18 protein-coding genes are annotated in these 26,763 nt (G+C 58.0%); 12 read left to right on the top strand and 6 right to left on the bottom strand.

Translation table 11 applies throughout. The features are described from left to right. Positions 1-76: 76 nt before the first annotated feature. The 4 genes from HU749_RS22360 (at position 77) to HU749_RS22345 (ending at position 10,697) form a co-directional block, all read left to right on the top strand. On the top strand, positions 77-1,534 hold the full coding sequence (locus HU749_RS22360; RefSeq protein WP_079305668.1) for a hypothetical protein: 1,458 nt from the start codon (positions 77-79) through the stop codon (positions 1,532-1,534). A gap of 51 nt (positions 1,535-1,585) precedes the next feature. Next, positions 1,586-4,030 carry a hypothetical protein gene (locus tag HU749_RS22355; RefSeq protein WP_095963590.1) on the top strand — a complete coding sequence of 815 codons (2,445 nt, stop codon included), beginning with the start codon at positions 1,586-1,588 and terminating at the stop codon, positions 4,028-4,030. 11 nt (positions 4,031-4,041) lie between these two features. Next, entirely contained in the window at positions 4,042-6,951 is a 2,910-nt protein-coding gene (locus HU749_RS22350) for a hypothetical protein (RefSeq protein WP_186652554.1), read from the top strand. Positions 6,952-7,013: 62 nt separating this feature from the next. After that, positions 7,014-10,697 carry an RHS repeat domain-containing protein gene (locus tag HU749_RS22345; RefSeq protein WP_217870555.1) on the top strand — a complete coding sequence of 1,228 codons (3,684 nt, stop codon included), beginning with the start codon at positions 7,014-7,016 and terminating at the stop codon, positions 10,695-10,697. 116 nt (positions 10,698-10,813) lie between these two features. Here the strand turns inward: HU749_RS22345 and HU749_RS22340 are convergent, their stop codons facing one another. Further along, complete coding sequence (locus HU749_RS22340) at positions 10,814-11,107, bottom strand: helix-turn-helix transcriptional regulator (protein WP_079305502.1); 294 nt, start codon at positions 11,105-11,107, stop codon at positions 10,814-10,816. Positions 11,108-11,564: 457 nt separating this feature from the next. Between HU749_RS22340 and HU749_RS22335 the strand changes: the two genes are divergently transcribed. The 3 genes from HU749_RS22335 (at position 11,565) to HU749_RS22325 (ending at position 13,963) form a co-directional block, all read left to right on the top strand. After that, on the top strand, positions 11,565-11,969 hold the full coding sequence (locus HU749_RS22335) for a MarR family winged helix-turn-helix transcriptional regulator (protein WP_079305504.1): 405 nt from the start codon (positions 11,565-11,567) through the stop codon (positions 11,967-11,969). A gap of 52 nt (positions 11,970-12,021) precedes the next feature. Continuing rightward, on the top strand, positions 12,022-13,230 hold the full coding sequence (locus tag HU749_RS22330) for an MFS transporter (RefSeq protein WP_095963592.1): 1,209 nt from the start codon (positions 12,022-12,024) through the stop codon (positions 13,228-13,230). Between the two features lie 181 nt (positions 13,231-13,411). Continuing rightward, entirely contained in the window at positions 13,412-13,963 is a 552-nt protein-coding gene (locus HU749_RS22325) for a glutathione peroxidase (RefSeq protein ID WP_095963593.1), read from the top strand. Between the two features lie 89 nt (positions 13,964-14,052). Here HU749_RS22325 and HU749_RS22320 read toward each other — a convergent pair whose 3' ends face one another. The 3 genes from HU749_RS22320 to HU749_RS22310 all read right to left on the bottom strand — a co-directional run bounded on the left by HU749_RS22320 (position 14,053) and on the right by HU749_RS22310 (position 16,451). Then, on the bottom strand, positions 14,053-15,324 hold the full coding sequence (locus tag HU749_RS22320; protein ID WP_079305508.1) for an OmpP1/FadL family transporter: 1,272 nt from the start codon (positions 15,322-15,324) through the stop codon (positions 14,053-14,055). A 144-nt stretch (positions 15,325-15,468) separates the two neighbouring features. Then, entirely contained in the window at positions 15,469-15,951 is a 483-nt protein-coding gene (locus tag HU749_RS22315) for a hypothetical protein (protein ID WP_018604307.1), read from the bottom strand. 275 nt (positions 15,952-16,226) lie between these two features. Then, the gene (locus HU749_RS22310) at positions 16,227-16,451 is read right to left on the bottom strand and encodes a hypothetical protein (protein ID WP_003204606.1); all 225 of its coding nucleotides are present in this window, start codon (positions 16,449-16,451) and stop codon (positions 16,227-16,229) included. Between the two features lie 953 nt (positions 16,452-17,404). On the opposite strand from HU749_RS22310, the gene HU749_RS22305 reads away from it, so the two are divergent. After that, the gene (locus HU749_RS22305; RefSeq protein ID WP_024616481.1) at positions 17,405-17,728 is read left to right on the top strand and encodes an SEL1-like repeat protein; all 324 of its coding nucleotides are present in this window, start codon (positions 17,405-17,407) and stop codon (positions 17,726-17,728) included. A gap of 188 nt (positions 17,729-17,916) precedes the next feature. Continuing rightward, the gene (locus HU749_RS22300) at positions 17,917-19,296 is read left to right on the top strand and encodes a DNA recombination protein RmuC (protein ID WP_172436126.1); all 1,380 of its coding nucleotides are present in this window, start codon (positions 17,917-17,919) and stop codon (positions 19,294-19,296) included. A 199-nt stretch (positions 19,297-19,495) separates the two neighbouring features. On the opposite strand, the gene HU749_RS22295 is transcribed toward HU749_RS22300, so the two are convergent. Both HU749_RS22295 and HU749_RS22290 read right to left on the bottom strand, forming a co-directional pair. Next, the gene (locus HU749_RS22295) at positions 19,496-22,966 is read right to left on the bottom strand and encodes a hybrid sensor histidine kinase/response regulator (protein WP_186652526.1); all 3,471 of its coding nucleotides are present in this window, start codon (positions 22,964-22,966) and stop codon (positions 19,496-19,498) included. A gap of 250 nt (positions 22,967-23,216) precedes the next feature. Further along, complete coding sequence (locus tag HU749_RS22290; RefSeq protein WP_186652527.1) at positions 23,217-23,756, bottom strand: TetR/AcrR family transcriptional regulator; 540 nt, start codon at positions 23,754-23,756, stop codon at positions 23,217-23,219. 103 nt (positions 23,757-23,859) lie between these two features. On the opposite strand from HU749_RS22290, the gene HU749_RS22285 reads away from it, so the two are divergent. From HU749_RS22285 to HU749_RS22275, 3 genes are all read left to right on the top strand, one after another. Further along, positions 23,860-25,050, top strand: coding sequence for an MFS transporter (locus HU749_RS22285; RefSeq protein WP_079305516.1), 1,191 nt, complete (start codon positions 23,860-23,862; stop codon positions 25,048-25,050). A gap of 68 nt (positions 25,051-25,118) precedes the next feature. Next, positions 25,119-25,430 (top strand): cupin domain-containing protein, encoded by a 312-nt coding sequence (locus tag HU749_RS22280; RefSeq protein WP_186652528.1) that lies wholly within the window; start codon positions 25,119-25,121, stop codon positions 25,428-25,430. A gap of 103 nt (positions 25,431-25,533) precedes the next feature. Next, positions 25,534-26,682 (top strand): TDT family transporter, encoded by a 1,149-nt coding sequence (locus HU749_RS22275; RefSeq protein ID WP_186652529.1) that lies wholly within the window; start codon positions 25,534-25,536, stop codon positions 26,680-26,682. Positions 26,683-26,763 lie beyond the last annotated feature (81 nt).

Raw genomic sequence — 26,763 nt, 5'->3', positions numbered from 1 at the left:
TCCTATCAGTTCTGCTAGTAGGCAGTGTTTCGGATAAGGAGTAAAAAATAGCTACGGTTTAAGGGAGTCAATAAAAATGGAGTCCTTGGAAACGCTGTTACCTGTTGTGCAGATCAAGGAGTCCCATGATCTACACTTGGACCCGCGCATGGGTGGATCAACCATGACAGCAGTGATTGCACCGTATCAGGCCATGCATGAAGGCGATGTAATCACATTCAGGTTTGAAGGGTACGATGACAGGGGCGGTTTAGACGAGGTTTGGGAAGAAAGGAAAACCTTGGGTGTCAATGATATTGAATACCCGTTGGTCATTAATATTCCCCGCAGTCAAATTGATTTTATCGGCGGCGGCCATTCATTAATCAGCTATACCGTGACGTATGCCGATACTGATCTCCCAGGGCCCTCTGCGGTGCAGTCGATGCGAATTATTGCACCGTCCACATCGCTGGCACCGCTCATTCATATAGAAAACCTGCATGGCGACACTCTTGATCCTACACAGTTTTCTGATGGTGTCACGCTGCGAGTAACTCCTTATGTAGATGCCAGTATCGGTGATTATGTATTGCTGTATTGGTGGACCTCCAACCTTGAAAAACGTGTTTTCCAGGCGTTATTGCTAGATCAGTCCAATATTCAGAGCGATGCCCTGCTGTTTCGACTACCTGCGCAGGTCTTGCAAGCAAGTGTCGGGGAGGCGGTTCAGGTGTTCTATCAGTACGCCCGGGCAGGGGCGGCCCAGACTTCGCAAGTGCTGAATCTGAAGGTGCGTGCACAGCTGGACTTGAGGGCGCCATCCGTTGAAGGCGCCACTTCTGAAGGAATGCCCGGCGACAATCAAGCCTATTTAACCGCGGCCTCCACAACGCAGAGCGGTGCGTTCGTCACCCTGCCGACGTCGCTTGTGATTGGTGTGGGTGATCGGGTCGAGGTGCATTGGCAGGGCGATCCAGTGAGGGGGGAGCATATCGCTACCTTACCCTACGATCATGAAAATCCTCGGCGCTTCCAGGTGCCGGTCAGTGCTATCGCCGCGAATATGGAACAGAGTAGTGACGATGACACCAAGCGTTTTCCAGTGTTTTACCGGTTTACCCCTTCCGGCGAGGACTATCAGGATTCCGATTGGTTACAGCTGCGTATTTTGCCTTTAGCGAGGGATGACTACCCAAATGTTCAATGCACCGACTTGGTGGGCAATAGCCTTTCGTTGAGACTTGTACCTGAAGAGGGGGCGAATCTTACGCTGGCGAAGTGGATTTTTATTGCACAGGGACAATTGTTAACTATCCGTGCCCATGGTCTCAACGCTTCAAGCAGCTTGATCTTTTCTGATGTGCGTACTCCTGCCGTGCCGGTCACAGCTCAAGAGGCCATCAACGGAATAAATAATCAAAAATTGTCGAAGGCTTTTTTGCGCCAGTTGAAGATGAGGTCAAATTTAAGTCTGACGGCAACAGTTAGTTTTGATGGAGGGAAAACCACCTTCGGCTTCCCTACGCTGGATAATATCGAGTTGGTCGAGTGAAAGGGTAAATCTGGACTTCAAAAGAGTTGTCGGGCCAGGTGGCCGGATCGTATGAATAATATTCATGAACTCATTAGTTATGAGGCAACAATCATGGCACGAGAAACGGTAGAGGAATTTGTCGCTTGGCTGGAGCGGAAACCGCAGACGCACGGTTTTGATGCGATTCTGGCCTATGATCAAAATAAGACCAATTTGCTGTTGATGCAGGAATATATCCAGAAATTTAGCAGTGATCACTACTTTGATCCTATTAGTTTCGATGCCGAGTTTAGCTCAGGTACCAACTGGGAATATATCTATGACTACATTCTCGATGCGCCGCGACTGTCGTTTGAAACATCGGATATAACGGCTTCTGACGCAACCCTGACCATGCGTATTGTCGGGGGGACGCAACTTTCCGTGAATAAGGGAGTGGGGGAAAAGGTCAGGTGGGTTTCACGGGTGCGATTAGCGGATGCGGTGAATGGTCCTTTGCTGCGCATGACCATTCAATTGCGAGACAAACCGGGCACGGTTGATACCCTCGGTCGTGTAACGTTGGACCTATCAAAAGGGACGAAATTGTATGTCACTGTCGGCGACAGCATGGAGCAGGATCAGATCGCAGGTGAAAAATTCCAGAAGAAATTCGACGCCTGGGAGGATGATCAGAAAGTATTCGAATTGAATACTTTGACGCGTGATCCCTCCGATCTGCTCCAGCCCGAAAAATTTTACATTCGAACCCATCCGGCGCCAGGCGGCGATGTTCTTAATGCGCCCAATTTTGGCGAGGGCGAGGTGTTGGTCTTTATCCAGATGAAGGGGGGAGCGCCTGATGACGCCGTCGCCATTCCGCCCTCGAATGCCGGGATGCACTATTTGATTCCCGAGGGTGAGGGGAGCGAGCCACTGTCGGCGACGATCCTGTTGGGCAACCATTTCTTGCTCAAGAACATCGTTGCCGATGGGTTCAAACGCATTAGTGAGGCACCTGTCGAGGTGGTTTCAGATGGTGTGGAAGGAGAACATATCCAGTCATTGACCCCCGCGGGAGGGGCCCGCAGGGCGACCGTGGCTGACCAGGCCGGCATTCCTGATATCAAGAACTTTGCTTTGCCATCCGGGCTCACGTTGCCGTTTTCTCAAAAAGACGGGGCTGAGGTGGTCTGTGAGTTCTTCGCAAGAATAAACAGGGACATCCTGGTATTACGTTGGGAAGGGAAACAACCGACCCCAGTTAACGTAGTGACCGTGGCTAATCAAACGATTCCTGGGACCGTCACGGTAAAGTGGCGTTGGCAGCAAAGCTTCAAGTTCTCCACAGCGGCGGATGGCCAATTGTCGTTGAAGCCGGAGACGGCGGCGGAGAATCTGAAAATTTGCAAAGTATCGCCCGATGACTTCATCGGTAAGCCGCAGGTCGAACCGCACTTGGGGCCGATTCTTGACCGCCTCGAGTCGGTACTCAGGGAGCAGTTGGACAATAGCTACAGCCTTTTCACCTCTACGGTTCCCGAAATCGATGCCTTTCGGCTCAATGGCCTGCTATTCCGTACGCAGAACGCGGTGCTGCCAACTTCCGGGTACTTTACGGGTGATCTGGCGTTGCTTGGCAAGGTTGCACCGAGTCTGACCAATTTTGTCATTGATCCGCTTGAACCGGTCATCGGGCCTGGAGGGAGTATTTTGTTTGGTACCCAGCCCGCGGCGATCGGGTTGGTCTGGAGTGTCACGAATTTACCTGGCGAAACCGGCGACCCAGGCACGATCAATGGCAGTACCGGCGCTTACGATGCCCCCAACGACACCAACATCACCGGTTATCAGAAGCGTGTGCTGGTTACGGCGCGGGCAGGCAATGGTAATAGCAGCAGGGCGTTGGTGAGCATTGTCAAGCGAGACATTGGCGTCGATCCGCTGGTGTTCGTGGCGACGGCAAGGTCCGAGGGCGAGCAGGTATCGGGCCACAAAATGTCTGCTGCGGCGTTGGATGGCGCGAAACTTGTCTGGTCGCTGGCTAGCGGATCGACCGCCGATATCCAGGAAGAGCCTGAGCCAACACCGGGGCTTGAAAATCAAAAACGCTTCATACCGCCTCTTTTCCAAGGTACCGCAGGCACACCCATTACCATCGAAGAAATCATGGTGACTCGTGAATCTGGTGGGCCGGTACAAAAGGCGATCGCGGTCGTGGTACATCACGCCTCCACTTATTACATCAGAACCGCAGCCAGTGCTGATAAGCGAAGGTTGACGGTAACGTTGTGCTACACGGACAAGAACGGGGTTGAAAAAGAGGCCCCGATCGACGAAGTCGAGTTCACGAAACTCTACGGCGATGGCACGTTTTCAGACACTGGTGAGTATGAGTTGCCGGCCGTCCCAAGCAGTAAGTTCGCCGTGCTTATGGCCGTAAGAGAGGACGACGAATCATGGAAGTATGATTTTCTGATCGTGCCCAATCCCATTGTGGATGTGCAGTCATTCATCGAACCAGCTGAACTGTGAGGAGAATCATCATGCCTTTGAATAGTTCCGCAGATACGCCAATGGGCGGACATTCCAAAGCCGAACTGCTTGAGCGACTTGAGCAAGGCAACATTACTTTGGGTTGGGGAGCAATCGTGGCCTTTGACCGTGCCCATATCAATCAGATACTGCAAAAGCAGTACCTGGCCCACATGAATGATTTAAGTTTTCTGGTGCCTTTCAACCGTCGTTTCTTTACTGATGCGGATGAAATCGAGGAAATTCAGCTGGAGCGCCTGGTACTGGGTGAGCCCCGCCTGTCTTTCGAGTCTGCGACCTTGGGAGACTCCCAGGTTACCCTGACGATGAACATCATCAGTGGTAGTTATACCTCGACCAGCCATGTGCCGGCGCGACCACCCTTGGTCCGAGAGAGTTTCAACTTCCTCGAAGACATGGGCTATCAGGTGCGAATGACCGTCGATCTGGCCGTGGTGCATGGGACGGTGGATGAGCGAGGCCGGGTCCTACTCGACTTGTCCAGGGGACTCGACGTCATGTGTAACCTGGGGTCCAGTGAATATTCCCAGCGTCGTATCGGTGATGCCGTCAAGGTTTACCTAGAGGAGCATCCTACCTATCGCAAGATTTTCGTGCTGGGCATCGTCGATTACAACGATTACAGCCCATTGGCCCCACGTGCATTCTACTTGCGTACACAGGCGGCTCCGGGCGGGGCGGATATCCGCTCTGTGAACTATGGGGAAGGCGCCTTGGTGATGTTCATACAACTCACCTCCAATCCCGAGGAAGGAGATCTGCCTCTCAATGATCGTGGCTTTCCTTATTTGATCCCCAATGACCTGGAGAATGGGCAACCCAAGTATTCGGGCTCCGTGGTGGTGGAGAAGCGGCTCATCCCGTTTGTCGGTGAGGGGGAACTGGATTTGCTCAAGCATCTGCTGTTTCCCAACAGCTATGTCTTTACTGACAGCGAACCTCCCTATACACCCCATGACCTGGTGGTGTTCGGTAATATTTCGATGACGGCGGATGCAAGGGTTGTCGAGCCTGCACGGGTCGCAGTGAAAGGTGGTGTGCCGACTCGTTTCAACGTTTTCAGCGGTACCGGTGGCGCGCCCACGCCGGCCCGTTGGAGTGTCAGTAGCCTTGATAGCCCATTGGCGGTCGGTGACATGGTGGGGAATACCTATACACCGCTGGCCCCGATATCGATGGGGTTCAACCAGCAAGTATCGGTGGTAACGGCCCATTATTCCGATAGTCAGGGGGAGCGAAGCTATTCGGGGCTGGTGGTGGAGTCCTACCAGAGTATTGTGGTTTCTCCACGTATTTGCACCTGGGGTGAGGGGATGGGGCCTGTCCACCTGAAGGCTTCAAGTCTGGGAAACAATCCATTGGCATGGATACTGGTAGGCGATGAGAAGGGGGAGTTGACGGTCCTCGACAGTTATAACGCGGTTTTTACCCCTCGAGCTGAATTAGGCCAACCGGTATGGATTCAAACCATCGAAGTGAAAGACACCAGGACGGGAGAGTTTACTCGAGCAGCAGTCATCATCATTGTGGCGCCGCAGAGTCTCAGGATCCTGCCCTATCATGTGCCCGCCGTTACGGCATCAAGTTTGATCCAGCTCAATGTGGCGAATCTGGCTGACCCAAGTCGTGCGGGTTGGGAGGTTTATGGCGAAGGCACTATTTCCCCTAGTGGGGTATTTACGCCGCCTTCCTCGAGCGAGACGCCGGTGAGTGTCGTGCTCGGTGAAACCAGTGATGATGCCTGGGGTTACGCCATCGTGCAGTTGGTCGAGCGCCAGCGGGAAGCGCCGCGATGGAAAAATTTGACGGGGTTCGCAATCGAAGCCCTGGACACTACGCAGTGCTACATCAACGGCTTACAGCAAATTCCGCTAAGGATCAAAATCGAAACCGAGTCGGTGACTTTTGATGGGGTTTCGATTGATATTCCCTTGAATGATGTCGAGCTGTCGACCTTGAAGCTTGTGGTTCTGGACTCTCATGCGGAAGTACCTTTCATTGAGGCGCATCGAGAGGGTATTGAGGAAAACGAGAGGGATTGGGCGGTGAACGTCCAGCGCAATCGCTTCAGACTCCATTCCCCGGGCGCTGTCAAGGAAACCGATCCTGCTCGCCCCTTGGAATCACGTAATGGCCGGACACGCTATCGGTACCTGTATGTCCAGTCGACCTTCGAAGGGACACTTGAGTTTTATGCCGCTTTCCAAGCGGATGATAATCAAGTGTGGCGTTCCACCAAGCAAGAGTGGGTTAACAATACTATTCAATTGCGAGGAGCCCCACTCCCAAGGCCGGTAACGGATGAAGGGCCCAATAGTCACTATGATTTCACCCGGGTGCGAGCTCACACGGGGCAGGGCCATGAAACACCTGATGACCCATTCTCTTATTTGTTGGATTCGATCGATTATTGGAAGTTTGATTATCGACGGCAGGGCATATACCCCGTTGGCATGGCAACGCTTAAGGTCTTGGGTAATGCTTCGACCTTGCAATACGAATCGGAACAGCTGGATGAAACATTCGCCAGTTATACCGGCTATGGTTTTTATCCTCAACCCTTCGGCCGAGAAGACAGCCCACCTACCGGGTTGGTGTTCGATGCTTATTTCAGAGCCCTATGCAACACCCTGAACTATGAAGGGCCCTCGTCTGCTTTTGTAGAGCAGCATCGTCCCTCGCCGGGCCAGCTTATTGTCAGCCTGCATCGGGTCGCGGATATGCCCTATTGGCATGACAGCATGGCAACGGATCCGCTCATGCGTTATCGCGAGCGGCTGAATTCGCCAGTACGGTTTTTACTGAGGGACGAAGAGGGTAATCGTCACCGGTTTGATGTGAGTTTTGATATTCCAAGTCGCGAAGATAGCCGCAATAGGCTGCTGCTCAACTTTCAATAAGGACAAAAGCGACTCGGAGTATTCGCTTGCTTGTTTCTGCATTCTGTTCAGGAAGTGAAAACATGACCTCTTCGACAGTTGTTCATTCCAACGCTTTCAACTTCATGAGTTTCCTCTCCGCCAGTGTCGACCCGCGCACCGGTCAGTACACCATTGCCATCGACTTGCCGGAACTCAAGTCCAACGCCCTCTGCGGCCCCGCTGTACCGCTGAAGCTGGTGTTCAACCCACTCAACACCCTGGATTCAGGATTCGGCGTCGGTTGGAATTTCAACCTGTCCCAGTTCACGCCCCACGACAGCATCCTTGCCCTGTCCACCGGCGAAACCTTCAAGGTCACCGGCAGCGGCACCACGCCCAGGATCCAGGAAAAGAAACTCGACAGCTTCCACTTCTTCAACGATGGCAACGATGTCTATCGGGTCGTGCACAAAGCCGGTTTGATCGAAACCCTGAGGGTCGGCGGCAGCGGCGATAAGGAGGTGGCCTTGCCCGTGCAGATCCATGCCCCCTCCGGGCACAAGGTCGATCTGGCTTACGTTGGCTTCAACGGCGGCCAACGCCTGGCATCGATCAGCGATGATTTGGGCAAACTGCTGCAGATCAACCGCTCCGACGACCACACACAGGTCGAGGTTCTCCTGCACCCCGAGGCTGGCCCAAGTGGCACGCCGCTGGCGCGCTTCGAGCTCAGGCTCAATCCCAAGCGTCAAGTGGCCGAGATTATCCTGCCCACCGAGGAGCGTGCCAGTTGGCGCTTCGATTACCAGGAGGTGCGCGGCCTGAACTGCATCAAGGAGGTCAAGACACCGGTCGGCGGGCGTGAAGCCATCGAGTACCTCGACTCGGGTCATCCCTACCCGGGCAACAGTGGGCGGGGGAACCTGCCAAGGGTCACCCGTCATCAGCTCTTTCCCGGCTTCGAGCAACCACCGATGGAAGTGTGCTACGAGTACACCCTGGAAAACTTCATCGGTAACGGCACCAACATCAATTGGGAGAGCAACGGCCTGGACCAACTGTACAAGGTCGCCCGCACCTACACCTACGGCTCCACCGCCAAGCATAAAGTGGCTGGGGCAGTGGTGCGCACGGTGCAGCGTACCTTCAACAGTTTTCACCTGCTCACCGAAGAAACCACTACCCAGGGCGATTGCGTGCAGCGGGTGCTCACCACTTACCACACCATCGAGGGGGACTTCGAACAGCAGCCGGCGTATTTCCAGTTGCCCAAGACCGTGGAGAAGCGCTGGGAACTCCTCAGTGACGTCACTCAGGCTCGCAGCGAAACGTTGGCCACCACTTACGACAACTTCGGTAACCTGCTGGAGGAGCGGCAGCACAATGGCATCCGCACTGCGTATGAATACTATCCGGTCGGCGGTTACGTGGACGATGAGGGTGACGTTCATTGCCCCGCCGATCCGCAGGACTTTGTACGCAACCTGCGCAGCCAAACGGTGTACCCGGCCGAGGGCCATGAAGGCCAGGCGCCGATCCATCGTACCCGATATCGCTATGTAGAACTGCCGCCGCTGGAGAAAAGCCTGGATGAGGGCTGTCTGCTCATGGCCAGTGAAGCGCTATTGGACGTTCAGGGTAATGTGGAGACAGAGCAGCATAAGACGCTCTTCGATTACATCGACAACCCCAGCAGTGCTTTTTTCCACGGTCGAACGCTGCAACAGTCTGAGCTGAAGAATGGCAACACTACGACCACGGATTTTTCTTACGATAAGGTCGACGGGGCCGAAGGGGCCGAGACCGTGTTGCAGACGCTGGAAACCCTGACAGGCTTCGATCACGGTGAGCAGGATCGAAATGGTAAAGCCCGGCATGTACAAAAAATCGTCACCATGCAACATTCCTTGCTTCATGGTCAGGTGTTGCTCAGCCGGGACGACAACGATGTCGTGATTCGCGCCACTTACGATGCGCTCCAGCGAGTGACCAGTGAAACCGTGGCGCCGAAAACAGAGTTTGAAGCCACACGTCACTACACCTATGCCCTGACCTCATTGGACGGCCAGCAAGCCATGCAACAGGTCATCGACGTCAAAGGTGTGCAGACCCGAAGCTTCTTTGACGGGCTTAACCGAGTGATTCTGGAGGATCGCCAAGATGTTGATAGCGACCCAGTGGGTAAGGTATGGCGACCCATTTATTCGGCCCTGCATGATGCACTTGAGAACCTGGTCGAAGAAACCGAATTTGACTGGCTGGAAGCACAATCGCTACCGCTGACCAGCTCCTACGAATTTGATGACTGGGGGGAGCAGGTCTGTGTGACAGGCCCGGACGGGGTCAAAATGTTCGAGGTAATCGATCCGATTGGTGACAAAGTGGTCCCGATTATGCGTGCCTGGCGTCAAGGCTCCGGTAATGACCCCTTGCGTACCGGGGTGGAGAAGACTTGGCTGGGTAAGTTCGAAAAACCTGAACGCATCGAGCATCTCGATCTGTCAGAGCAAGTGATCAGTGTGCACCGCTACGACTATGACGGGCTGGGTCGTACGGTACGAGAGACTGATGCGCGCAATGCCGTCACCGAGTACTGCTACGATGCCTATGATCGGATGACCGTGACTGTTCTCCCCGATAACGCGCAAATTGTACGCGCCTATGCTGAACACAGCAGCGCGGATCTGCCAACGAAGATCAGTGTCGATGGTGTGGTATTGGGTGAGCAACATTTTGATGGGCTCGACCGCATGATCCTGTCCGATACGGGTGGTCGTACTCGTCACTCGATGTACGAGCCAGGCCAGACCAGACCTGCTTCGGTAACCACCGCGTCGGGCCAGGAAATTCTCTATGAGTATGTGTTGCAATTGGGCTTGGAGCCCAAGCGGCGGCGTTTGCCGGGCAGCGATTCCAGTTATACCTATGATCGGCATAACGCTCGTCTGCTCAGTTGCCAGGAAGGGGAGCAGCAGCTGATAAGGGAGTACTTCAGCAACGGGGAATTGAGGAGCGAAACACGCCGCGAAAGCGACCAGCAATATGAGATGGGTTATGTCTACAGTTTTCGGGGGCGGCTGTTGCGTTATACCGACGTGCTAGGTCAAACCCAGAGTTATGACTATGACAGTGCGGGCCGCCTGACGTCGACCTGGCTCGGCACGACCCTATCGCAATTTACTTACGATGATCTTGGGCAGACCGAGATTATTGAAACACGGGACAAAGCACAGAGGTTGTGGTTGCGCGTTAGCTTGACGTATGACGTGTTCGGACGCGAGATCCTGCGCAAGTTTGATGGTGCAGGCTGGCACCAGGAATTGCAGCAGGAATACAACGCGGTGGATGCCCTGGAGCATCGGTGTTTGAGCGAAGGCAGTGAGATCCTACGGGATGAAAATTATGAATACGATCTGCGGGGCCGATTAACGAAGTATCGTTGCACAGGCACCCAGCCACCCGTTGATCCCTACGGCAAGACGATCGAGCAGCAGACGTTCAGGTTCGATAAATTGGATAACCTGACCCGTGTTCTTACTGACTTCCCGAATGAGGGCAGTGACACCTATGATCGCAACGACGCCTATTATTTTTTCGAGAACAAAGATCCGGTGCAGTTGAGCAAGGTGACCAACACGCATGCTGATTATCCCGAGGAGATTTCACTTCAATACGACGCCGATGGCAACATGACGCACGATGAATGGGGGCGCATGCTGGATTATGACGCCTTGGGAAGAGTGATTACAGTCAGCGATGCCCCTGGTACGCGGGGCGGTGACTAGGGGCGTTGCTTTACAACAGTCTGTGGCATAGAGCGCTGAAGAGCTTGGTATGACCGCCATGGTCGTCGATGATGGTGGTCTCAAGAACCTTCAAGCTTGAGGGGGCGAAGGGAGGACTACTTGATGTACGGTTTATTAATCAAACCCAGTTCCAGCGCCTTGAACACTGCCGTCCAGCGAGAGTTCACTCCGAATTTTCGTCGAATATTGCAAAAGTGATAATTCACCCCGGCTTCGCTGCAATTGATGATTTGGCTGATCTCCCAGGAGGACTTGCCAGCGGCGCTCCACTGTAGGACTTCTGTTTCCTTGCGCGTGAGTTTTACCACTTCCGGTGGTTGCGAATTTTCTGACTGGAAATTGCTTCGGGCGGATGAGGAACGGTTGATGATGGGGTAGGTGCGATACATGACAAACACTCCCATTTAGCGATCAAAGATGGCGTGGGCGCGGCGAAATCTTCCTACGGCTTGATGGCGTGGTTCGCATGGCCCTTCTTCAGGCCCTGAGCAAGGTCTGGAGGCACGGGGTTGTTATATCCCGATTCAAGCCACCTGAAACCTGTCAGACATTACAGGTGGTGGATGCGGGATGACGAATGGTGCAAAGGATTTTCTGTCTAACTAATTGATATTTATTGAATTTTAATGTTTTTTTTGATTCGTCGTGGCGAGGGAATTTATCGCCGCGGGATGCGCAGCAGCCCTCAAACCAGTCACCTAGGTGTATCAGGTCGACTGCGTCCAGCCCATTTGGGGCTGCTGCGCAGCCCAGCGGGGCGACGTTTCGCTAAATCCCCTCGCCCCAGGATTTTGTGTTTCTCCATTTAAATTTGCATTCAGGCAATCACGGGTATATACACGCACCATGCTTCCTTCCCAATGTTTGTGCATCAACCTGCGTCGTGCCGCACGTGGCATCAGCAGGTATTACGACGGCGCCCTCGACGGCTTCGGGATCAACGTTGCCCAGTATTCTTTGCTGAGCAACCTGGCGCGCCTGGACCAGCCGAGCATTTCTTCCCTGGCCGAGGCCATGGGCCTGGACCGCAGTACCCTGGGACGTAACCTGCGGGTGCTGGAAGGCGAGGGGCTGGTGGCGCTGGCCGAGGGTGACGACCTGCGTAACCGCATTGTCGTGCTCACTGAAACGGGGCAGGCCCGGCTGGCGGCGGCGTTGCCGGCGTGGGAAGCGGCGCAGCAGAAACTGATCGATAAGCTGGGCGCCGAAAAGCGTGCGACCTTGCTGGCCTTGCTGGATGAACTGGCGTGAAGCCGGTTCGTTCGATGATAAGTGGGTATATACCCGCGAGCGGAGAACAAGAATGACATCGATGTGGCGTACCTGTGGTTGGGTCCTGGTGGGCAGCGCGCTGATCCTGGCGTTGTCCCTGGGCGTGCGGCATGGCTTCGGCCTGTTCCTGGCGCCCATGAGTAGCGAGTTCGGCTGGGGCCGTGAGGTGTTCGCCTTTGCCATTGCCTTGCAGAACCTGATCTGGGGCCTGGCGCAGCCTTTCACCGGCGCGCTGGCCGACCGCTTCGGTGCGGCGAAAGTGGTGCTGATCGGCGGTGTGCTGTACGCACTGGGCCTGGTGTTTATGGGCATGGCCGACTCGCCATGGTCCTTGTCGTTGAGCGCGGGACTTTTGATTGGCATCGGCCTGTCGGGCACTTCGTTCTCGGTGATTCTGGGTGTGGTCGGACGTGCCGTGCCGCCGGAAAAACGCAGCATGGGCATGGGTATCGCCAGTGCCGCCGGTTCCTTCGGCCAGTTCGCCATGCTGCCCGGTACGCTGGGGCTGATCGGCTGGCTCGGTTGGTCGGCGGCGTTGTTGGCGCTGGGGCTGCTGGTGGCGTTGATCGTGCCGCTGGTGAGCATGCTCAAGGACGCGCCGTTGCCGGTTGCCGGCCATGAGCAAACCCTGGGCGAAGCCTTGCGTGAGGCGTGCAGTCATTCCGGGTTCTGGCTGCTGGCGGTGGGCTTTTTCGTTTGCGGATTCCAGGTGGTGTTCATTGGCGTGCATTTGCCGGCGTACCTAGTGGACCAGCACCTGCCCGCCAGCGTCGGCACCACCGTGCTGGCCCTGGTCGGATTGTTCAATATCTTCGGCACCTATACCGCCGGTTGGCTGGGTGGGCGCATGTCCAAGCCACGCCTGTTGACCGGGTTGTACCTGTTGCGGGCAGTGGTGATCGGTTTGTTCCTGTGGCTACCGGTGACGACCGCGACGGCGTACTTGTTCGGCATGGCGATGGGCTTGCTGTGGCTGTCGACCGTGCCGTTGACCAACGGCACGGTGGCGACCCTGTTTGGTGTACGAAATCTCTCGATGTTGGGTGGGATCGTGTTCCTGTTCCACCAGTTGGGCTCTTTCCTCGGTGGTTGGTTGGGCGGAGTGGTGTACGACCGCACCGGCAGCTACGACTTGATCTGGCAGGTGTCGATCCTGCTCAGCCTGTTGGCGGCGGCGTTGAACTGGCCCGTACGTGAGCGTCCGGTGGCGCGCCTGCAAGTCCAGGCCAGTGCAGCATGAGCCGCATCGGCCCGTGGTTGATCGCTGCCGGCGCCGGCCTGCTGCTGGCGTTCGCCTGGTGGGGCTGGCATCAGGGCGGACTGGCCTTGATGCAGCTGGGCATGGGCAACTGCTGAATAATGGACGGCATCGGACGCTGCGAGTAACGTCGTGGTCTGACGTGCTTTTAAGGAAAATCGACATGTTGATGCGCTGGTTTGCTGTTCCCGCCCTGTTGCTGGCTGTGACCGGGCAAGTCTGGGCCGCCGGTTGCCCACCGTTGCTGGAGGGTTCTTTGCCCAAGCTGCGGGCCAAGGAAACCATTGATCTGTGCCAGCGCTTCGCCGGCAAGCCGCTGGTGGTGGTCAACACTGCCAGCTTCTGTGGGTTCGCCCCGCAATTCAAAGGCCTCGAGGCGCTCAACCAGCACTACAAGGACCAAGGGCTGCAAGTGCTGGGTGTGCCGTCCAATGACTTCAAGCAGGAGTCCAAGGACGGTGCTGAAACCGCCAAGGTCTGCTACGTCAATTACGGTGTGACCTTCACCATGACCGAACCACAACCGGTGCGCGGCGCGGATGCGATACCGTTGTTCAAGCACCTGGCTGAACAATCCGGCGCGCCGAAATGGAATTTCTACAAGTACGTGGTGGACCGCCAGGGCAAGGTCGTTGGTAGCTTTTCCAGCCGGATCAAGCCTGATGATCCCGATTTCATCAAGGCCGTCGAAGCGGCCATTGCTTCCAAGCCCTGATCGCAGGCCACGAAAAAGCCCCGCCTCTTTGCAGAGTGCGGGGCTTTTTTCGCTTCAGGTGGCGAGTGGTTCAGGTTCGCCGTGAAACATCAGAAGCGGTAGGTTGCACCGACGCCGAAACCGTTGGCGCTGTTTTCGTATTCAGCGTTGTAGGATTGGCCGAGCGCATTGCTGCCGCCGACTTTGACTTTTTCTTCCTTGAGGTAGGAATAAGCCACGTCGATGGTCAGGTCTTCTGTCGGGCTCCAGCCGGCACCGAGGCTGAAGATGGTCCGGTCACCGGTCGGAATGCGTGGCGAGCGGTCCTGGTTGTTGGTCGGCGACTGGTCGAAGGTCAGGCCGGTACGCAGTACCCACTGCTTGTTCAACTGGTAGGAGGTGCCGATGGCGTAAGCCCAGGTGTCGTGCCAGTTTTGCTCTTCGGTGATGGTGCCGAAGAGGGGCGGGTTCAGGGCACCACCACTCGTTACGTCGTTGTTTACGGTGATTTCTTTCAGGCGGCTCCAACGCGTCCAGGTGCTGCCGGCGTAGACGGTCCAGGCATCATTGATTTGTTGGGTGACCGAAAAGTCCACCGACTCAGGCGTGGTGATGTCCAGCGAAGCGTCGTAGCGACCGTCGGTGAGCAGGAAGGCAGGGGTACCGGCGCCCGGGCTTACTTCAGTGTGGCCTTCAAGCTTGTACTTGACCTTGGAGTGGTAGGTCAGGCCGACACGAGTGGTGTCGGTTGCCTGGACCAGCACGCCAATGTTGTAGCCGTAGCCAATGTCGTCACCCTTGATCTCCACGCCCGCCTCGGGCAGGCCTGGTACGCCCAGTTTCGATTCCAGGGAGCCGGAAATACGGTTGATGGTTGGGCCGAAACCGATCGATACCTTGTCGTTGAAGGCATAGCTGACGGTTGGCTGGAACGTGACGACTTTCACTTCGCTCTTGCTGCCGAAACTCCGGCCCTGGAAGCCGTTTTCGTAATCGGTGATCAAGCCGAACGGTGCGTAGACACCCAGGCCGAAGGCCCATTGATCATCGATAGGCTTGACGTAATAACCCATCGGAACGCCGGTAAGCGGGACCATGTCGCCCTTGTTGGTGCCGGACTGGGTGCCGCTGGCATCGTCGATATCGGTGGAGGCATCAATGGCGGCGAAGCCCCCGGTGACTTGCTGGCGCTTGAGGCGCGACATGCCGGCAGGGTTGCCAAACACGGTGCTGGCGTCATCGGCAGCGGAAGAACGACCTGCGAAACCAGTGCCCATGCCACTGATGCTTTGTTCGTTCAAGGCAAAGCCACTGGCGAAAAGTTGAGTGGATGCCAAGGTAACGGCAAGGCCAAGGGTGGTTTTGAGCATCATTTTTTTCATTGTTAGAACTCCTGGTGATCACCGGGGCGAAAATTACCAACATTTTCGGTCAAGCGCTATAGCCTGTATCGCTTGATTTAGAGTGATTTTGTAGGACAATCAGACCAAATTCGCGACCGTTGTAGGAAGTTTCCAAATTTCCCGTCAGCAAGCGACTTGGTTCAGTGGCGAGACGTAGCTTCGCCAGGCACAGGTGAAATCTCGCAGGCGTCCTTGAGGGTGAAAGGTCTGTCGCCAGATGCGGGCCATGCCTAGCAGGTCATCGGCTTCGGGAAGCGGGGTGTTCTGTTCCTCCACCAGCAGCCAGGCAATGGCGGTGGCGTAGCGCAGGTTGACGGTCAACTCCAGGTGCGGGCCGCTGAGAAAGGCGTGCTGGCTGGCCAGGCCGCGTACCAGGCTGGCACGCTCCGGGTCCAGCGCCAGGTAATGATCCCAGAGTGCCTGGTGTCGGGGTTCGGTAATGCGATACAGGCCGTGCCCGCGGCGATCATGCAGGGCTGAACCGAGGGCGGACTGGCTGGCGGCGATGCCCAGCAACAACGATTCCGCGGTTGCGCTATGACGCTCAAGGTAGAGCAGCGTCGGGCGGATCACATATCGACACAGTTCGCTGGCAGCGATACCCATAAAACCCTCGAAGTGTGAATGGGCGGGGCCTGAAGAGTGTGGGCTTGGCAGCGGTGGATCGGTCCAGGCCCCGCCGGAAGCGGATCATGCCGCTTGACTTGAAGTGTAGTGTCATATTTGCGCTGTAAAGGACTGTTTTTAAAACATCTTCAACGAACGGTTATAACTGTTATATCCCTTGGTGCTTACGCCGTTTCGCTTGATCGAGAAATTCCAGGCAATAAAAAACCCCGCTTTCTGGGCGGGGCTTTTGGGTTTTCAGCCTTTCTGGCGTCTCAGGCAACCAGTGCCTGGCGGGTACGCTCGATCACGGCCTGCAGCGGTTCGGCGCTGGAGTACTGATCGGGGTACAGGCGTTCGCTGTGGCGGGCGATGCCGTGTTCGTTGACCAGGGTGAAGCTGAAGCAGCCTTTGCGAGCGGCCATGATCAGGCAGTTCATCGGGGCAAAAGCGTTGGTGAGGGTGCGGATAGCATCCTGTGCGTGGATTTGAGTAGACATGTTATGGGTGTTCCTACAAATGACACGGATAAGAACCGTGCAACGTTAAAACGTTCCAGTAACGTCGACCACCATTGGTCGAACGAAGAACCCGACTGGAACAAAGCAGCCAGTTTGAGCGCTATATGAAGTGCGCGCTTGGGCTGGCAGGTAGGTACTTAGGAGGGCAGGCAACACATCAAGGGCAAAGGTTCTGGGCCCGGGGTGAAGATCCTGATCAATTTGCAGGTTGGTTCGGTCAGAGTAATGAGCCTGGCAACACCCTTTGCATTCGATCAAAGGCTGTGTTGGCGCAAGGTTTACCTGGAAACCATCGAGGGGGCCGGTCTCCTTTTTTCGGTGAGGCGTCCTTTGAAGGATGGCTGACCGTGGAGATGTGTTCGACCCGGAATTGACTTTCAGCTTGGTACTAACGCCGCGGATAGTAACGGATCGAACCCATGAAAGGAAGGGCGTTGGTTAAAAAATATTCAGAAGACTGATAAGCCGCTGTGGGGGAGCGGGTGCATAGCACAGGATTCAAGCGCATGCAGGTACGCCCTTGCCACCGACGTCGCCCGCAAGGCCTGAGGTTTATCCCCAGGTTTACCGCCAGATGCGCCAAAAAAATGCAGCGTTATAACCAGTTCGGCTGTTACTTGTGCACACTCGCTACACCACTTGTCACCGTACTGTCATGTCGAAACAATCCGGGGTGGGTGCCTGTATCCAAAATTTAAGTCAATGAAAAACATCGCTTTTTTTTACTGGTGAAAAAATCGTCAGTTTAAGCGCAGGCCCCGTTCCACAGGGCTTTGCGCGAGTTCAGGGTGGGTTGTCCACTGAGTTATCCACAGCTTCTGTGGATTGTCCCAAGCGCTTGCTCTAGCACGGGCGTGCTGGTTTTTTTCGGCTTTACCCGTGCGAAAAAAGGAGTAGAGTGGCGCGCCTTCCGATCTGTCCCACAGTGTTTTATGAAGTTTCGCTCAGTATCAAATCCTGTTACCTCCACACCCCCTGGTGTTACCCCACCCAAGCGTATTTCGATGCGGGTGGCTGAGTGGTTGCTCGACAGCCCGCGACTGGGGGACAGCCCCAGCGTCAAGCACTTGGCCGGCCGTTTACTCAAGCAACCGGCCCGTGAAGGTGTGGTGGCCGCGCAAAGTCGCCTCGGGCAGTTGATGTGCCGTGAATGCGGCAACGCCCGGGATCGACGCATCGGCCATGACCTGCTGCGCCAAGCCGCGCGGGCCGGCGATGATCGAGCCCGCCGGGCCCTGGGTGAAATCGAAGGCTGAAAACGAAGACCGCGCTGGGCAACCCCCAGCCGCTTGGTTAACCTTCGGGCTTTATTTGATCGGCAGGAATTGTCATGGCTATGGATTTGACCAGCCTGTTGCTTGGCCTGGCAGGCGCTGCGGTGCCGTTGCTGGCACTGGCCTGGCACCTGCAACGCCAGGCCGGTGCCGCGCAGAACGAGCAGGCCCTGCTGGAAGAGCGCCTGGCCACAGCCCACATGGCCCACGATGGCCTCAACGCCCAGCTCGATGCCTGCCGCGACGAGATCAGCGACCTGAGCCAGGCTAACGCCGCCAAGCAAGCCGAGCTCGCCGCAGCCTGTCGTGAAGTCGAGTTGTTGCAGATCGAGCGCGACAATGCCCGGGATGCGGCCCACGCCTGGAACCTGGAGCGCGCCAACAAGGAAGCGGAACTGCGGCGGCTCGACGCCCAGGCGGCGTCGCTGCATGCCGAACTGCGCGAACAGCAGGAAAGCCATCAGCAACGCCTGGATGACCTGCAAGGTTCGCGAGACGAGCTGCGGGCACAGTTCGCCGAACTTGCCGGGAAGATCTTCGACGAACGTGAGCAGCGCTTCGCCGAAACCAGTCAGCAACGCCTGGGCCAGTTGCTCGATCCGCTGAAGGAGCGCATCCAGTCCTTCGAAAAGCGCGTTGAAGAAAGTTATCAGGCTGAGGCCCGGGAACGTTTCTCCCTGGGCAAGGAGCTGGAGCGCTTGCAGCAATTGAACCTGCGTCTGAGCGACGAGGCGACCAACCTCACCCGCGCGCTCAAGGGGCAGAAGACCCAGGGCAACTGGGGTGAGTTGATTCTGGAGCGGGTGCTCGAACATGCCGGCCTGGAGAAAGGCCGCGAGTATCAGACCCAGGTCAGCCTCAAGGGCCCGGACGGCGAGCGTTTCCAGCCGGACGTGCTGATTTATCTGCCTGGCGACAAACAAGTGGTGGTCGACTCCAAGGTCAGCCTCACGGCTTATCAGCAGTACGTGGCCGCCGAAGACGACGCCATAGGTCAACACGCCCTCAAGCAACATGTGGCGTCGTTGCGCGCTCATGTCAAAGGCCTGGCCGGCAAGGATTACAAACGCCTGGATGGCCTGCACAGCCTGGATTTCGTGCTGTTGTTCGTGCCTATCGAAGCGGCGTTTTCCGCAGCCCTGCAAGCCGAGCCGAACCTGTTCCAGGAAGCCTTCGACCGCAACATCGTGATCGTCAGCCCGACCACATTGCTGGCGACGCTACGGGTGATCGACAGCTTGTGGAAACAGGAACGCCAGAGCCAGAACGCCCGGGAAATCGCCGAGCGGGCCGGGTGGTTGTATGACAAATTCGTCTTGTTCATCCAGGACCTGGACGAGATTGGCAGTCGCTTGCAGCAGTTGGACAAAGCCTACAGCGCGGCGCGCAACAAGCTGACGGAAGGGCGCGGCAACCTGATCAGCCGCAGCGAACAACTCAAACTGCTCGGCGCCCGGGCCAGCAAGAGCCTGCCCAGCGAATTGCTCGAACGGGCGATGACCGATGCGGATGGGCTGCCTGAGTTGCCGGAAGAAGCCGGATCCTCTTGAAGGTTGATACAAACCCTAAGTTGAAACAAAAAAACTGTGGCGAGGGGATTTATCCCCGCTCGGCTGCGCAGCAGTCGCAAATCGGCTAGCACGGTTCATCTGCTGAACCGAAGTGTCTGATCTTGGGGTTGCTGCGCAACCCAGCGGGGATAAATCCCCTCGCCACAAGTTTGATGCTGGCAGTCGGAACTCGATTTTCCTACAACGGCAAATGCCGACTCAACAACGCCCGCAACGCCGCCGGCTTCACCGGCTTGGCCAGGTAATCCAGGCCTGCGGCATGCACCTGGGCTATCATCTCAGGTCGGCCGTCGGCGCTGATCACCACCCCCGGCACCGGTTCCCCCATGCGCTTGCGCAACCAGGCCATCAGCTCGGTGCCGGTCTCGCCGTCGTCCAGATGAAAATCCACCAGGGCCAGTTGCGGTCGACCGCCCTGGGCCAGCCAGCGCTCGCATTCTTCCCGGTTGCGTGCTGTCCACACCTGGCAACCCCAGCGTGTCAGCAGGCTGTTCATGCCGATCAGGATGCTGTCTTCGTTATCGACGCACAGCACCAGCGCGCCGCTTGGCAAATGACCGTTGGGTTCGACCACGGGGCTCGGTACGACGGCTTGTGTATGGGCCAAGGGAACGCTGACGCTGAATACGCTGCCGCGCCCCGGCCAGGAACGCACGCGCAAGGTATGGCCCAGCACACGGCACAGCCCGTCGGCGATGGCCAGGCCCAGGCCCAGGCCTTTTTCGGCGCGGGTCTGGTGGCTGTCCAGACGCTTGAACTCTTCGAAGATGACCTGCAGCTTATCCTCGGCGATGCCCGGCCCACGATCCCATACTTCCAGGCACAACTCGCCGTTGCGCCGACGTACCCCCAACAGCACCGGGCCCTTGGCGTAGCGGAAAGCGTTGGTCAGGAAGTTCTGCAAAACCCGCCGCAACAACTTGATGTCGCTGTCCACCCGCAGCCGTGAGCCCCGCATTCGGAATTTCAGGCCTTGTTCCTGGGCCAGCGCCGTGAACTCGGCGCCCAAGGTGTCGAACAACTCGTTGAGGACGAACGGCTTGCGGTCGGGGTTGATCTTGCCGTTTTCCAGGCGGGAGATGTCCAGCAGGTCGGTGATCAGGTCTTCAGCGGAACGCAGCGAACTGTCCAGATGCTGCACCAGTTGCCGGGCCTCGCTCGGCAAACCCTCGTGCTGGTGGGACAGTGCGGCGGAGAACAGCCGCGCGGCGTTGAGCGGTTGCATCAGGTCGTGGCTGACTGCCGCCAGGAACCGGGTCTTGGATTGATAGGCCGCTTCGGCGGTGCTCTTGGCTTCGGTCAAGGCCAGGTTCAGCTGTGACAATTCCCGAGTGCGTTCGGCCACCCGTTGCTCCAGCCCCTCGTTGGCTTCGGTCAGCGCTTGTGCGGCCTCGCGGAACGCGGTGATGTCGGTGAAACTCATGACGAAACCGCCACCGGGCATCGGGTTGCCGATCAGCTCGATCACCCGGCCGTTGGGGAACAGTCGTTCAGAGGTATGGGCGCGGCCCTGGCGCATCCAGTGCAGGCGTCGGGCGACGTGGACTTCCGCTTCGCCCGGCCCGCAGAGGCCACGTTCGGCGTTGTAGCGAATGATATCGGCAATGGGCCGGCCGACACTGATCAAGCCGTCCGGATACTTGAACAGCTCCAGGTAGCGACGGTTCCAGGCCACCAGCCTGAGGGACTGGTCGACCACGCTGATGCCCTGGCTGATGTTCTCGATGGCGCCTTGCAGCAGCGCGCGGTTGAACTGCAGCACTTCCGACGCTTCGTCTGCGATCCGGACGACGTCTTCGAGCTGCATCTCCCGACCTTCAATGGCGGCTTTTACCACAGCCCTTGTCGAAGACGCCCCGAGTACACCGGCCAGCAGGCGCTCGGTGTGGGCGATCCATTCGCTGTCGGCGTTCTGGGTCGGGTTGAAGCCTTTGCCCTGGCGGTAGGCAAAACGGATGAAGCTCTGCCGCGCCCGCTCCTCGCCGACGAAGCGGGCGGCCAGTTGCAGCAGGTCTTCGATGTGCACCGCCAGCATTGAGCGCGGGTTGGGGCGGGCGCTGATTTCCTGGCCGATGAAGCGTCCGGCCTGCCAGTGTTCCGAAACGCGTGTGCGCGACAGCACGGAGATCCAGGCAAACAGCGTGAAGTTGCCGGCCAGGGACAGCACCACCCCCTGGGTCAGCGGGGTAATCGGCAGGTTCAAGGGATTGCCATGCAACCAGGCCAGGCCCGGGAAACTACTGAGCGACCAGCCCAGGCTGTGGGCGGCGATCGGCAACACCAGGGTGTAGAACCACAGGAAGATGCCCATGGCGAGGCCGGCGAACACACCGCGACGGTTGGCCTGTTTCCAGTACAGCGCGCCGAGCATGGCCGGGGCCAGTTGTGTCACCGCGGCGAAGGCGATCTGGCCGATGGTCGCCAGGCTCGCCGTCGAACCCAGCAGGCGGTAGCTGACGTAGGCCAGCAACAGGATCACGACGATGCTCACCCGTCGCACCGAGAGCATCCACTGGCGGAACACTTCGAAGGGCCGTTCGGCGTTATTGCGGCGCAACAGCCACGGCAACAGCATGTCGTTGGAAACCATGGTGGACAGCGCGACACTTGCGACGATCACCATGCCGGTGGCCGCCGAGGCGCCGCCAATGAACGCCAGCACGGCCAGGGCCGGATGGGCCTGGGCTAGCGGCAGGCTGATAACGAACGAGTCCGGCAGTACCGAGCTGGGCAGCATCATTTGCCCGGCGAGGGCGATGGGCACCACGAACAGCGCGGCCAGGGCCAGGTAGGCGGGGAATACCCACTTGGCCAGGCGCAGGTCCTGGGGATCGATGTTTTCCACCACGGTCACATGGAACTGCCGCGGCAAGCAGATGATCGCCATCATCGCCACCCCGGTCTGCACCACCATGGACGGCCAGTTGATGGTTTCTTTCCAGTACTGCTCCAGGCGTGGGGCGAGCATGGCCTGGTTGAACAGGTCGTCGAAGCCGTCGTACAGGCCGTACGTCACGAACGCACCGACCGCCAGGAAGGCGAACAGCTTGACCAGGGATTCAAAGGCAATTGCCAGCACCATGCCACGGTGGTGTTCGGTGGCGTCCAGGTTGCGGGTACCGAATACGATGGTGAACAGCGCTAGGATCAGCGAGACGATCAGCGCGGTGTCTTGGGCGCGGGTGCCCATGGCATCGGCGCCAGCACCGATCAACAGGTTCACCCCGAGCACGATGCCCTTGAGTTGCAAGGCGATATACGGCAACACGCCGACCAGGCAGATCAGCGCGACCACCACCGCCAGGGATTGGGACTTGCCATAGCGGGCGGCGATGAAGTCGGCGATGGAGGTGATGTTCTCCTGTTTGCTGATCATCACCATTTTCTGCAGGACCCACGGCGCCAGCACCAGCAGCAGGATTGGCCCGAGGTAGATCGGCAGGAATGACCAGAGCTGTTCGGCCGCCTGGCCGACGGCACCAAAGAACGTCCAACTGGTGCAATACACCGCCAGCGACAGGCTGTAGACCCAGGCCCGCACCCGCGGCGGCAGCGGTGTGCTGCGCCGGTCGCCGTAGAAGGCGATGGCGAACATGATGGCCATATAGGCCAGGGCGACAACGGCGATCAGCCCGCTGGACAACGACATGGAAACTCCCGGACGAAGACACCGGGACTTGAGCCCGGCAGGACAGTCTCGCATGCCCGCACGGGTTCGTCAGTGTCGACCAAGGTCGAGGCGTGGTGGGGTGTCGCAGGTGGGGGGATTCTTGGGTTATGCAGGGGGGTTGCTGGCCTCATCGCGAGCAAGCTCGCTCCCACATTTGATCTGCTGCGAACGCAAAATCTATGTTCGCCCAGGACCCAATGTGGGAGCGAGCTTGCTCGCGATGGAGGCCTTACTGAAGCAACGCAATATCCACCAACTGATACAACTCCCCAACCTCAAGTGGCGCGGTGGCAAAGAGGATGCGAAACACCGTCGGCGCCACCACCACATTGATCAGCCGCTCGACGCCAGGATTGGGTTCATCGGGGTAGCGATCCAGGATGATCTGCAACTGACGACTGAGGATCCCCACGCAATACCCCGGCGTGGCGCAGGCCTGGATGTCGCGCATCATGTTGCGACCGGGCTCGGAGCTCATTTCGTCCAGGTATTGCTCAGCCCAGGCGCGCAGGTCGCCGCGCAAACTGCCGGTGTCGGCTGGTTCGCCGTCAGGGCGCATGCGCGCGATGGCGACGTCGGCCAGTAGCGCGGGCAGATCGCCCCAGCGCCGGTAGATGGTGGACGGCGTCACTCCGGCGCGCGCAGCGATTTGCGGCACGGTCAGGGTCGCGCGGTCCTGCTCTTGCAGCAGGTCGCGGACCGCCGAATGAATCGACTCTTGGACCCGGGCGCTTCGACCGCCGGGGCGTAAACCTTCTTTAATTGCCATGCGTCAGACCTTAACACAAAGAATTTGCTTTAAGCGCACACCGGTAGCACACTTCGCAAAAGCAAAAAATTAGCTTTTGCGAATATTCCTGTGGAGCGTGCCCATGTCCCGTCCAGCTTCGACCCGCGCCAGCCTGATATTCCTGGCGCTCACCTTGCTCGGCTTTCTCGCCGCGTCCAGCGCGCCGACGCCGTTGTATCACCTCTACCAGGAACAATTGCAATTTTCCCCGGCCGTCCTGACGCTGATTTTCGGTGTGTACGCGTTCAGTCTGTTGGCGGCCTTGCTGAGCGTGGGATCGCTGTCGGATTACCTGGGCCGCAAACCGGTGATCTTCGCGGCATTGTTGCTTAATATGCTGGCGATGCTGCTGTTTATCAGTGCCGACAGCATTGCCTGGTTGATCAGTGCCCGGTTGATCCAGGGATTTGCCACTGGCATGGCCACCAGCGTGCTGGGGGCGGCCTTGCTGGATTTCGACCGTCGCCAAGGCCCGCTGATTACCAGTGTCGCGCCGCTGTTGGGCATGGCATGCGGGGCGCTGGGCTGTGGCCTGCTGGCTGAGTTCGCGCCGTTGCCCTTGCAACTGACGTACTGGCTGCTGTTGGGCTTGTTCCTGGCTCAGGCCGTTTACCTCTGGCGCCTGGCGGAAAGCGTCAGCCCGCAACCCGGTGCCTGGCGGTCCCTGCGGCCAACCCTGCATGTGCCGCCCCAGGCGCGGCAAGCCTTGTGGCGGGTCCTGCCACTGGACCTGGCGGCCTGGGCGGTGGGCGGTTTCTACCTGTCACTGGCACCGTCCCTGGTGCGGGCGGCAACCGGATCGACTTCCAATCTTATCGGCGGCGCGCTGGTGGCGGTACTGACCCTCAGCGGAGCGTCGTCCATCTACCTGTTGCGCAACCAAGGTGCAGACACGATGTTGCGCCTGTCCGCGAGTTTGCTGGTGATTGGCCTGGCGCTGGTGCTGGCGGCGGTGCATGGCGCCAGCTTGCCGTTGTTCTTCGTCGGCACGCTGGTCACCGGCGGCGGCTTTGGCGCCGGGTTCCTGGGCGCGCTGCGCAGCATCATGCCGCTGGCCTTGCCCCACGAACGAGCCGGCCTGATGTCGGCGTTCTATGTCCTCAGTTACCTAGCCTTCAGCCTGCCGTCGCTGCTGGCCGGGAACCTGACACGGGTGTTCGGACTGATCCCGACCACCGATGGCTATGGCGCGGTGTTGATTGTGCTGTGTGTCGTCGCGTTGTTGGGGTTACGTCAATCCATGAGACCGGTCAGCGATGGCGCGCGGTCTTGAAACCAAGCATGCAGGCGCTGCTGGCAGTGGGTTAGTCTTGGCGACTCAGCCTTTTTCCGGACGATCCCTTGAAAATCATTCGCAGCAAATCCTTCACCGGGGACCGCGCCTGGGCGGCGCTGGATATCGCCAATATGAACGGCATCACCACGCGCCTGCACTGGACCGATCAGCCGTACAAATGGCACATCAATGATGGTGAGGAGGTCTTCGTGGTGCTCGATGGGCAAGTGCGGATGTGCTATCGGGAAGAGGGTGTCGAAAAGGAGACCTTGCTGGAGGCCGGGGACATTTTCTACGCATCGGTGGGCACCGAGCATGTGGCCAAGCCCTTGGGCGAAGCGAGAATCCTGGTGATCGAGACCGAAGGCAGCGTCTGATGGTTATCTGAAAAACCGATAACATATAGAGAAATTACCCGTTATATAGATATTCGATCCGGCTCTAGCATGGCTCCACCTCATCCGAGGACAGGAGTTCGCCATGACATGCTGCGCTGCAAAAAACCGCTTGCGTCCCTTAAGCCATTTGCCCAGGCCGCTGGAGGCCATTCGCCAATTCACGCCTAACTGGTTTGCCATCGTCATGGGCACCGGTGTGCTGGCGCTGGCCTTGGCGCAGTGGCCGGCGACTATGCCCGGCCTGCGCGCCCTGGGCGAAGGATTGTGGTTGTTCAGCACGCTGTTGTTCGGGGTGTTCGCCCTCATGTACACGGCCCGTTGGGTGCTGTTCTTCGATGAGGCGCGACGGATTTTCGGTCATTCAACGGTCTCGATGTTCTTTGGCACCATTCCCATGGGGCTGGCGACCATCATCAACGGCTTTTTGCTGTTTGGGCTGCCGCGCTGGGGGAACGGTGTGGTGGCGGTGGCTGAGGCGTTATGGTGGATCGACGTGGCCATGTCGTTGGCCTGTGGTGTGCTGATCCCATTCTTGATGTTCACCCGCCAGGAACACCGCATCGACCAGATGACCGCCGTTTGGCTCTTGCCGGTGGTGGCCGCCGAAGTCGCGGCGGCCAGTGGCGGGCTGTTGGCGCCGCATCTGGCCGACGCTCATGGGCAATGGGTCATGCTGGTGACCAGCTACGTACTCTGGGCCTTTTCCCTGCCGGTGGCGTTCAGCATCCTGACGATTTTGCTGTTGCGCATGGCCCTGCACAAACTGCCTCACGAAAACATGGCCGCCTCGAGCTGGCTGGCCCTCGGCCCTATCGGCACCGGCGCCCTGGGCATGTTGCTGCTGGGCAACGATGCCCCGCTGATTTTTGCCGCCAATGGCCTGCCCGGCGTGGGCGAAATCGCCGCCGGGTTGGGCCTGGTGGCCGGAATCACGCTGTGGGGGTTGGGTTTGTGGTGGATGTTGATGGCGCTGTTGATTACCGCGCGCTACCTGCGTGCAGGCATTCCCTTCAACCTCGGTTGGTGGGGCTTTACCTTTCCCCTGGGCGTGTACGCGCTGACCACGCTGAAGCTTGCGGACCTGCTGGGCCTGGGTTTTTTCAGCGTGTTCGGGGCTGTGCTGGTGGCGATGCTGGTGGTGATGTGGCTGATCGTCGGGCGGCGTACGGTGCAGGGCGCCTGGCACGGTGAGTTGTTTGTGTCGCCCTGTATTGCAGGGCTGGCGAAATAATCGCTAAAGACAGGTAATGTGTGGCCTGGATCGAAAAACGTTCATTCCAATAAGCGTCCACGCCACTCAGGAACATGGAAG

This window comes from Pseudomonas ogarae, from assembly GCF_014268695.2.
GTDB lineage: Bacteria > Pseudomonadota > Gammaproteobacteria > Pseudomonadales > Pseudomonadaceae > Aquipseudomonas > Aquipseudomonas kilonensis.
This window is presented reverse-complemented; position numbering and strand designations above follow the sequence as displayed.

What these genes read in the sequence shown, in the direction of transcription:
- HU749_RS22360 (WP_079305668.1), top strand. Translation starts at nt 77, where the DNA reads ATGGAGTCCTTGGAAACGCTGTTACCTGTTGTGCAGATCAAGGAGTCC.
- HU749_RS22355 (WP_095963590.1), top strand. Translation starts at nt 1,586, where the DNA reads ATGAATAATATTCATGAACTCATTAGTTATGAGGCAACAATCATGGCA.
- HU749_RS22350 (WP_186652554.1), top strand. Translation starts at nt 4,042, where the DNA reads ATGCCTTTGAATAGTTCCGCAGATACGCCAATGGGCGGACATTCCAAA.
- HU749_RS22345 (WP_217870555.1), top strand. Translation starts at nt 7,014, where the DNA reads ATGACCTCTTCGACAGTTGTTCATTCCAACGCTTTCAACTTCATGAGT.
- HU749_RS22340 (WP_079305502.1), bottom strand. Translation starts at nt 11,107, where the DNA reads ATGTATCGCACCTACCCCATCATCAACCGTTCCTCATCCGCCCGAAGC.
- HU749_RS22335 (WP_079305504.1), top strand. Translation starts at nt 11,565, where the DNA reads ATGCTTCCTTCCCAATGTTTGTGCATCAACCTGCGTCGTGCCGCACGT.
- HU749_RS22330 (WP_095963592.1), top strand. Translation starts at nt 12,022, where the DNA reads ATGACATCGATGTGGCGTACCTGTGGTTGGGTCCTGGTGGGCAGCGCG.
- HU749_RS22325 (WP_095963593.1), top strand. Translation starts at nt 13,412, where the DNA reads ATGTTGATGCGCTGGTTTGCTGTTCCCGCCCTGTTGCTGGCTGTGACC.
- HU749_RS22320 (WP_079305508.1), bottom strand. Translation starts at nt 15,324, where the DNA reads ATGAAAAAAATGATGCTCAAAACCACCCTTGGCCTTGCCGTTACCTTG.
- HU749_RS22315 (WP_018604307.1), bottom strand. Translation starts at nt 15,951, where the DNA reads ATGGGTATCGCTGCCAGCGAACTGTGTCGATATGTGATCCGCCCGACG.
- HU749_RS22310 (WP_003204606.1), bottom strand. Translation starts at nt 16,451, where the DNA reads ATGTCTACTCAAATCCACGCACAGGATGCTATCCGCACCCTCACCAAC.
- HU749_RS22305 (WP_024616481.1), top strand. Translation starts at nt 17,405, where the DNA reads ATGAAGTTTCGCTCAGTATCAAATCCTGTTACCTCCACACCCCCTGGT.
- HU749_RS22295 (WP_186652526.1), bottom strand. Translation starts at nt 22,966, where the DNA reads ATGTCGTTGTCCAGCGGGCTGATCGCCGTTGTCGCCCTGGCCTATATG.
- HU749_RS22290 (WP_186652527.1), bottom strand. Translation starts at nt 23,756, where the DNA reads ATGGCAATTAAAGAAGGTTTACGCCCCGGCGGTCGAAGCGCCCGGGTC.
- HU749_RS22285 (WP_079305516.1), top strand. Translation starts at nt 23,860, where the DNA reads ATGTCCCGTCCAGCTTCGACCCGCGCCAGCCTGATATTCCTGGCGCTC.
- HU749_RS22275 (WP_186652529.1), top strand. Translation starts at nt 25,534, where the DNA reads ATGACATGCTGCGCTGCAAAAAACCGCTTGCGTCCCTTAAGCCATTTG.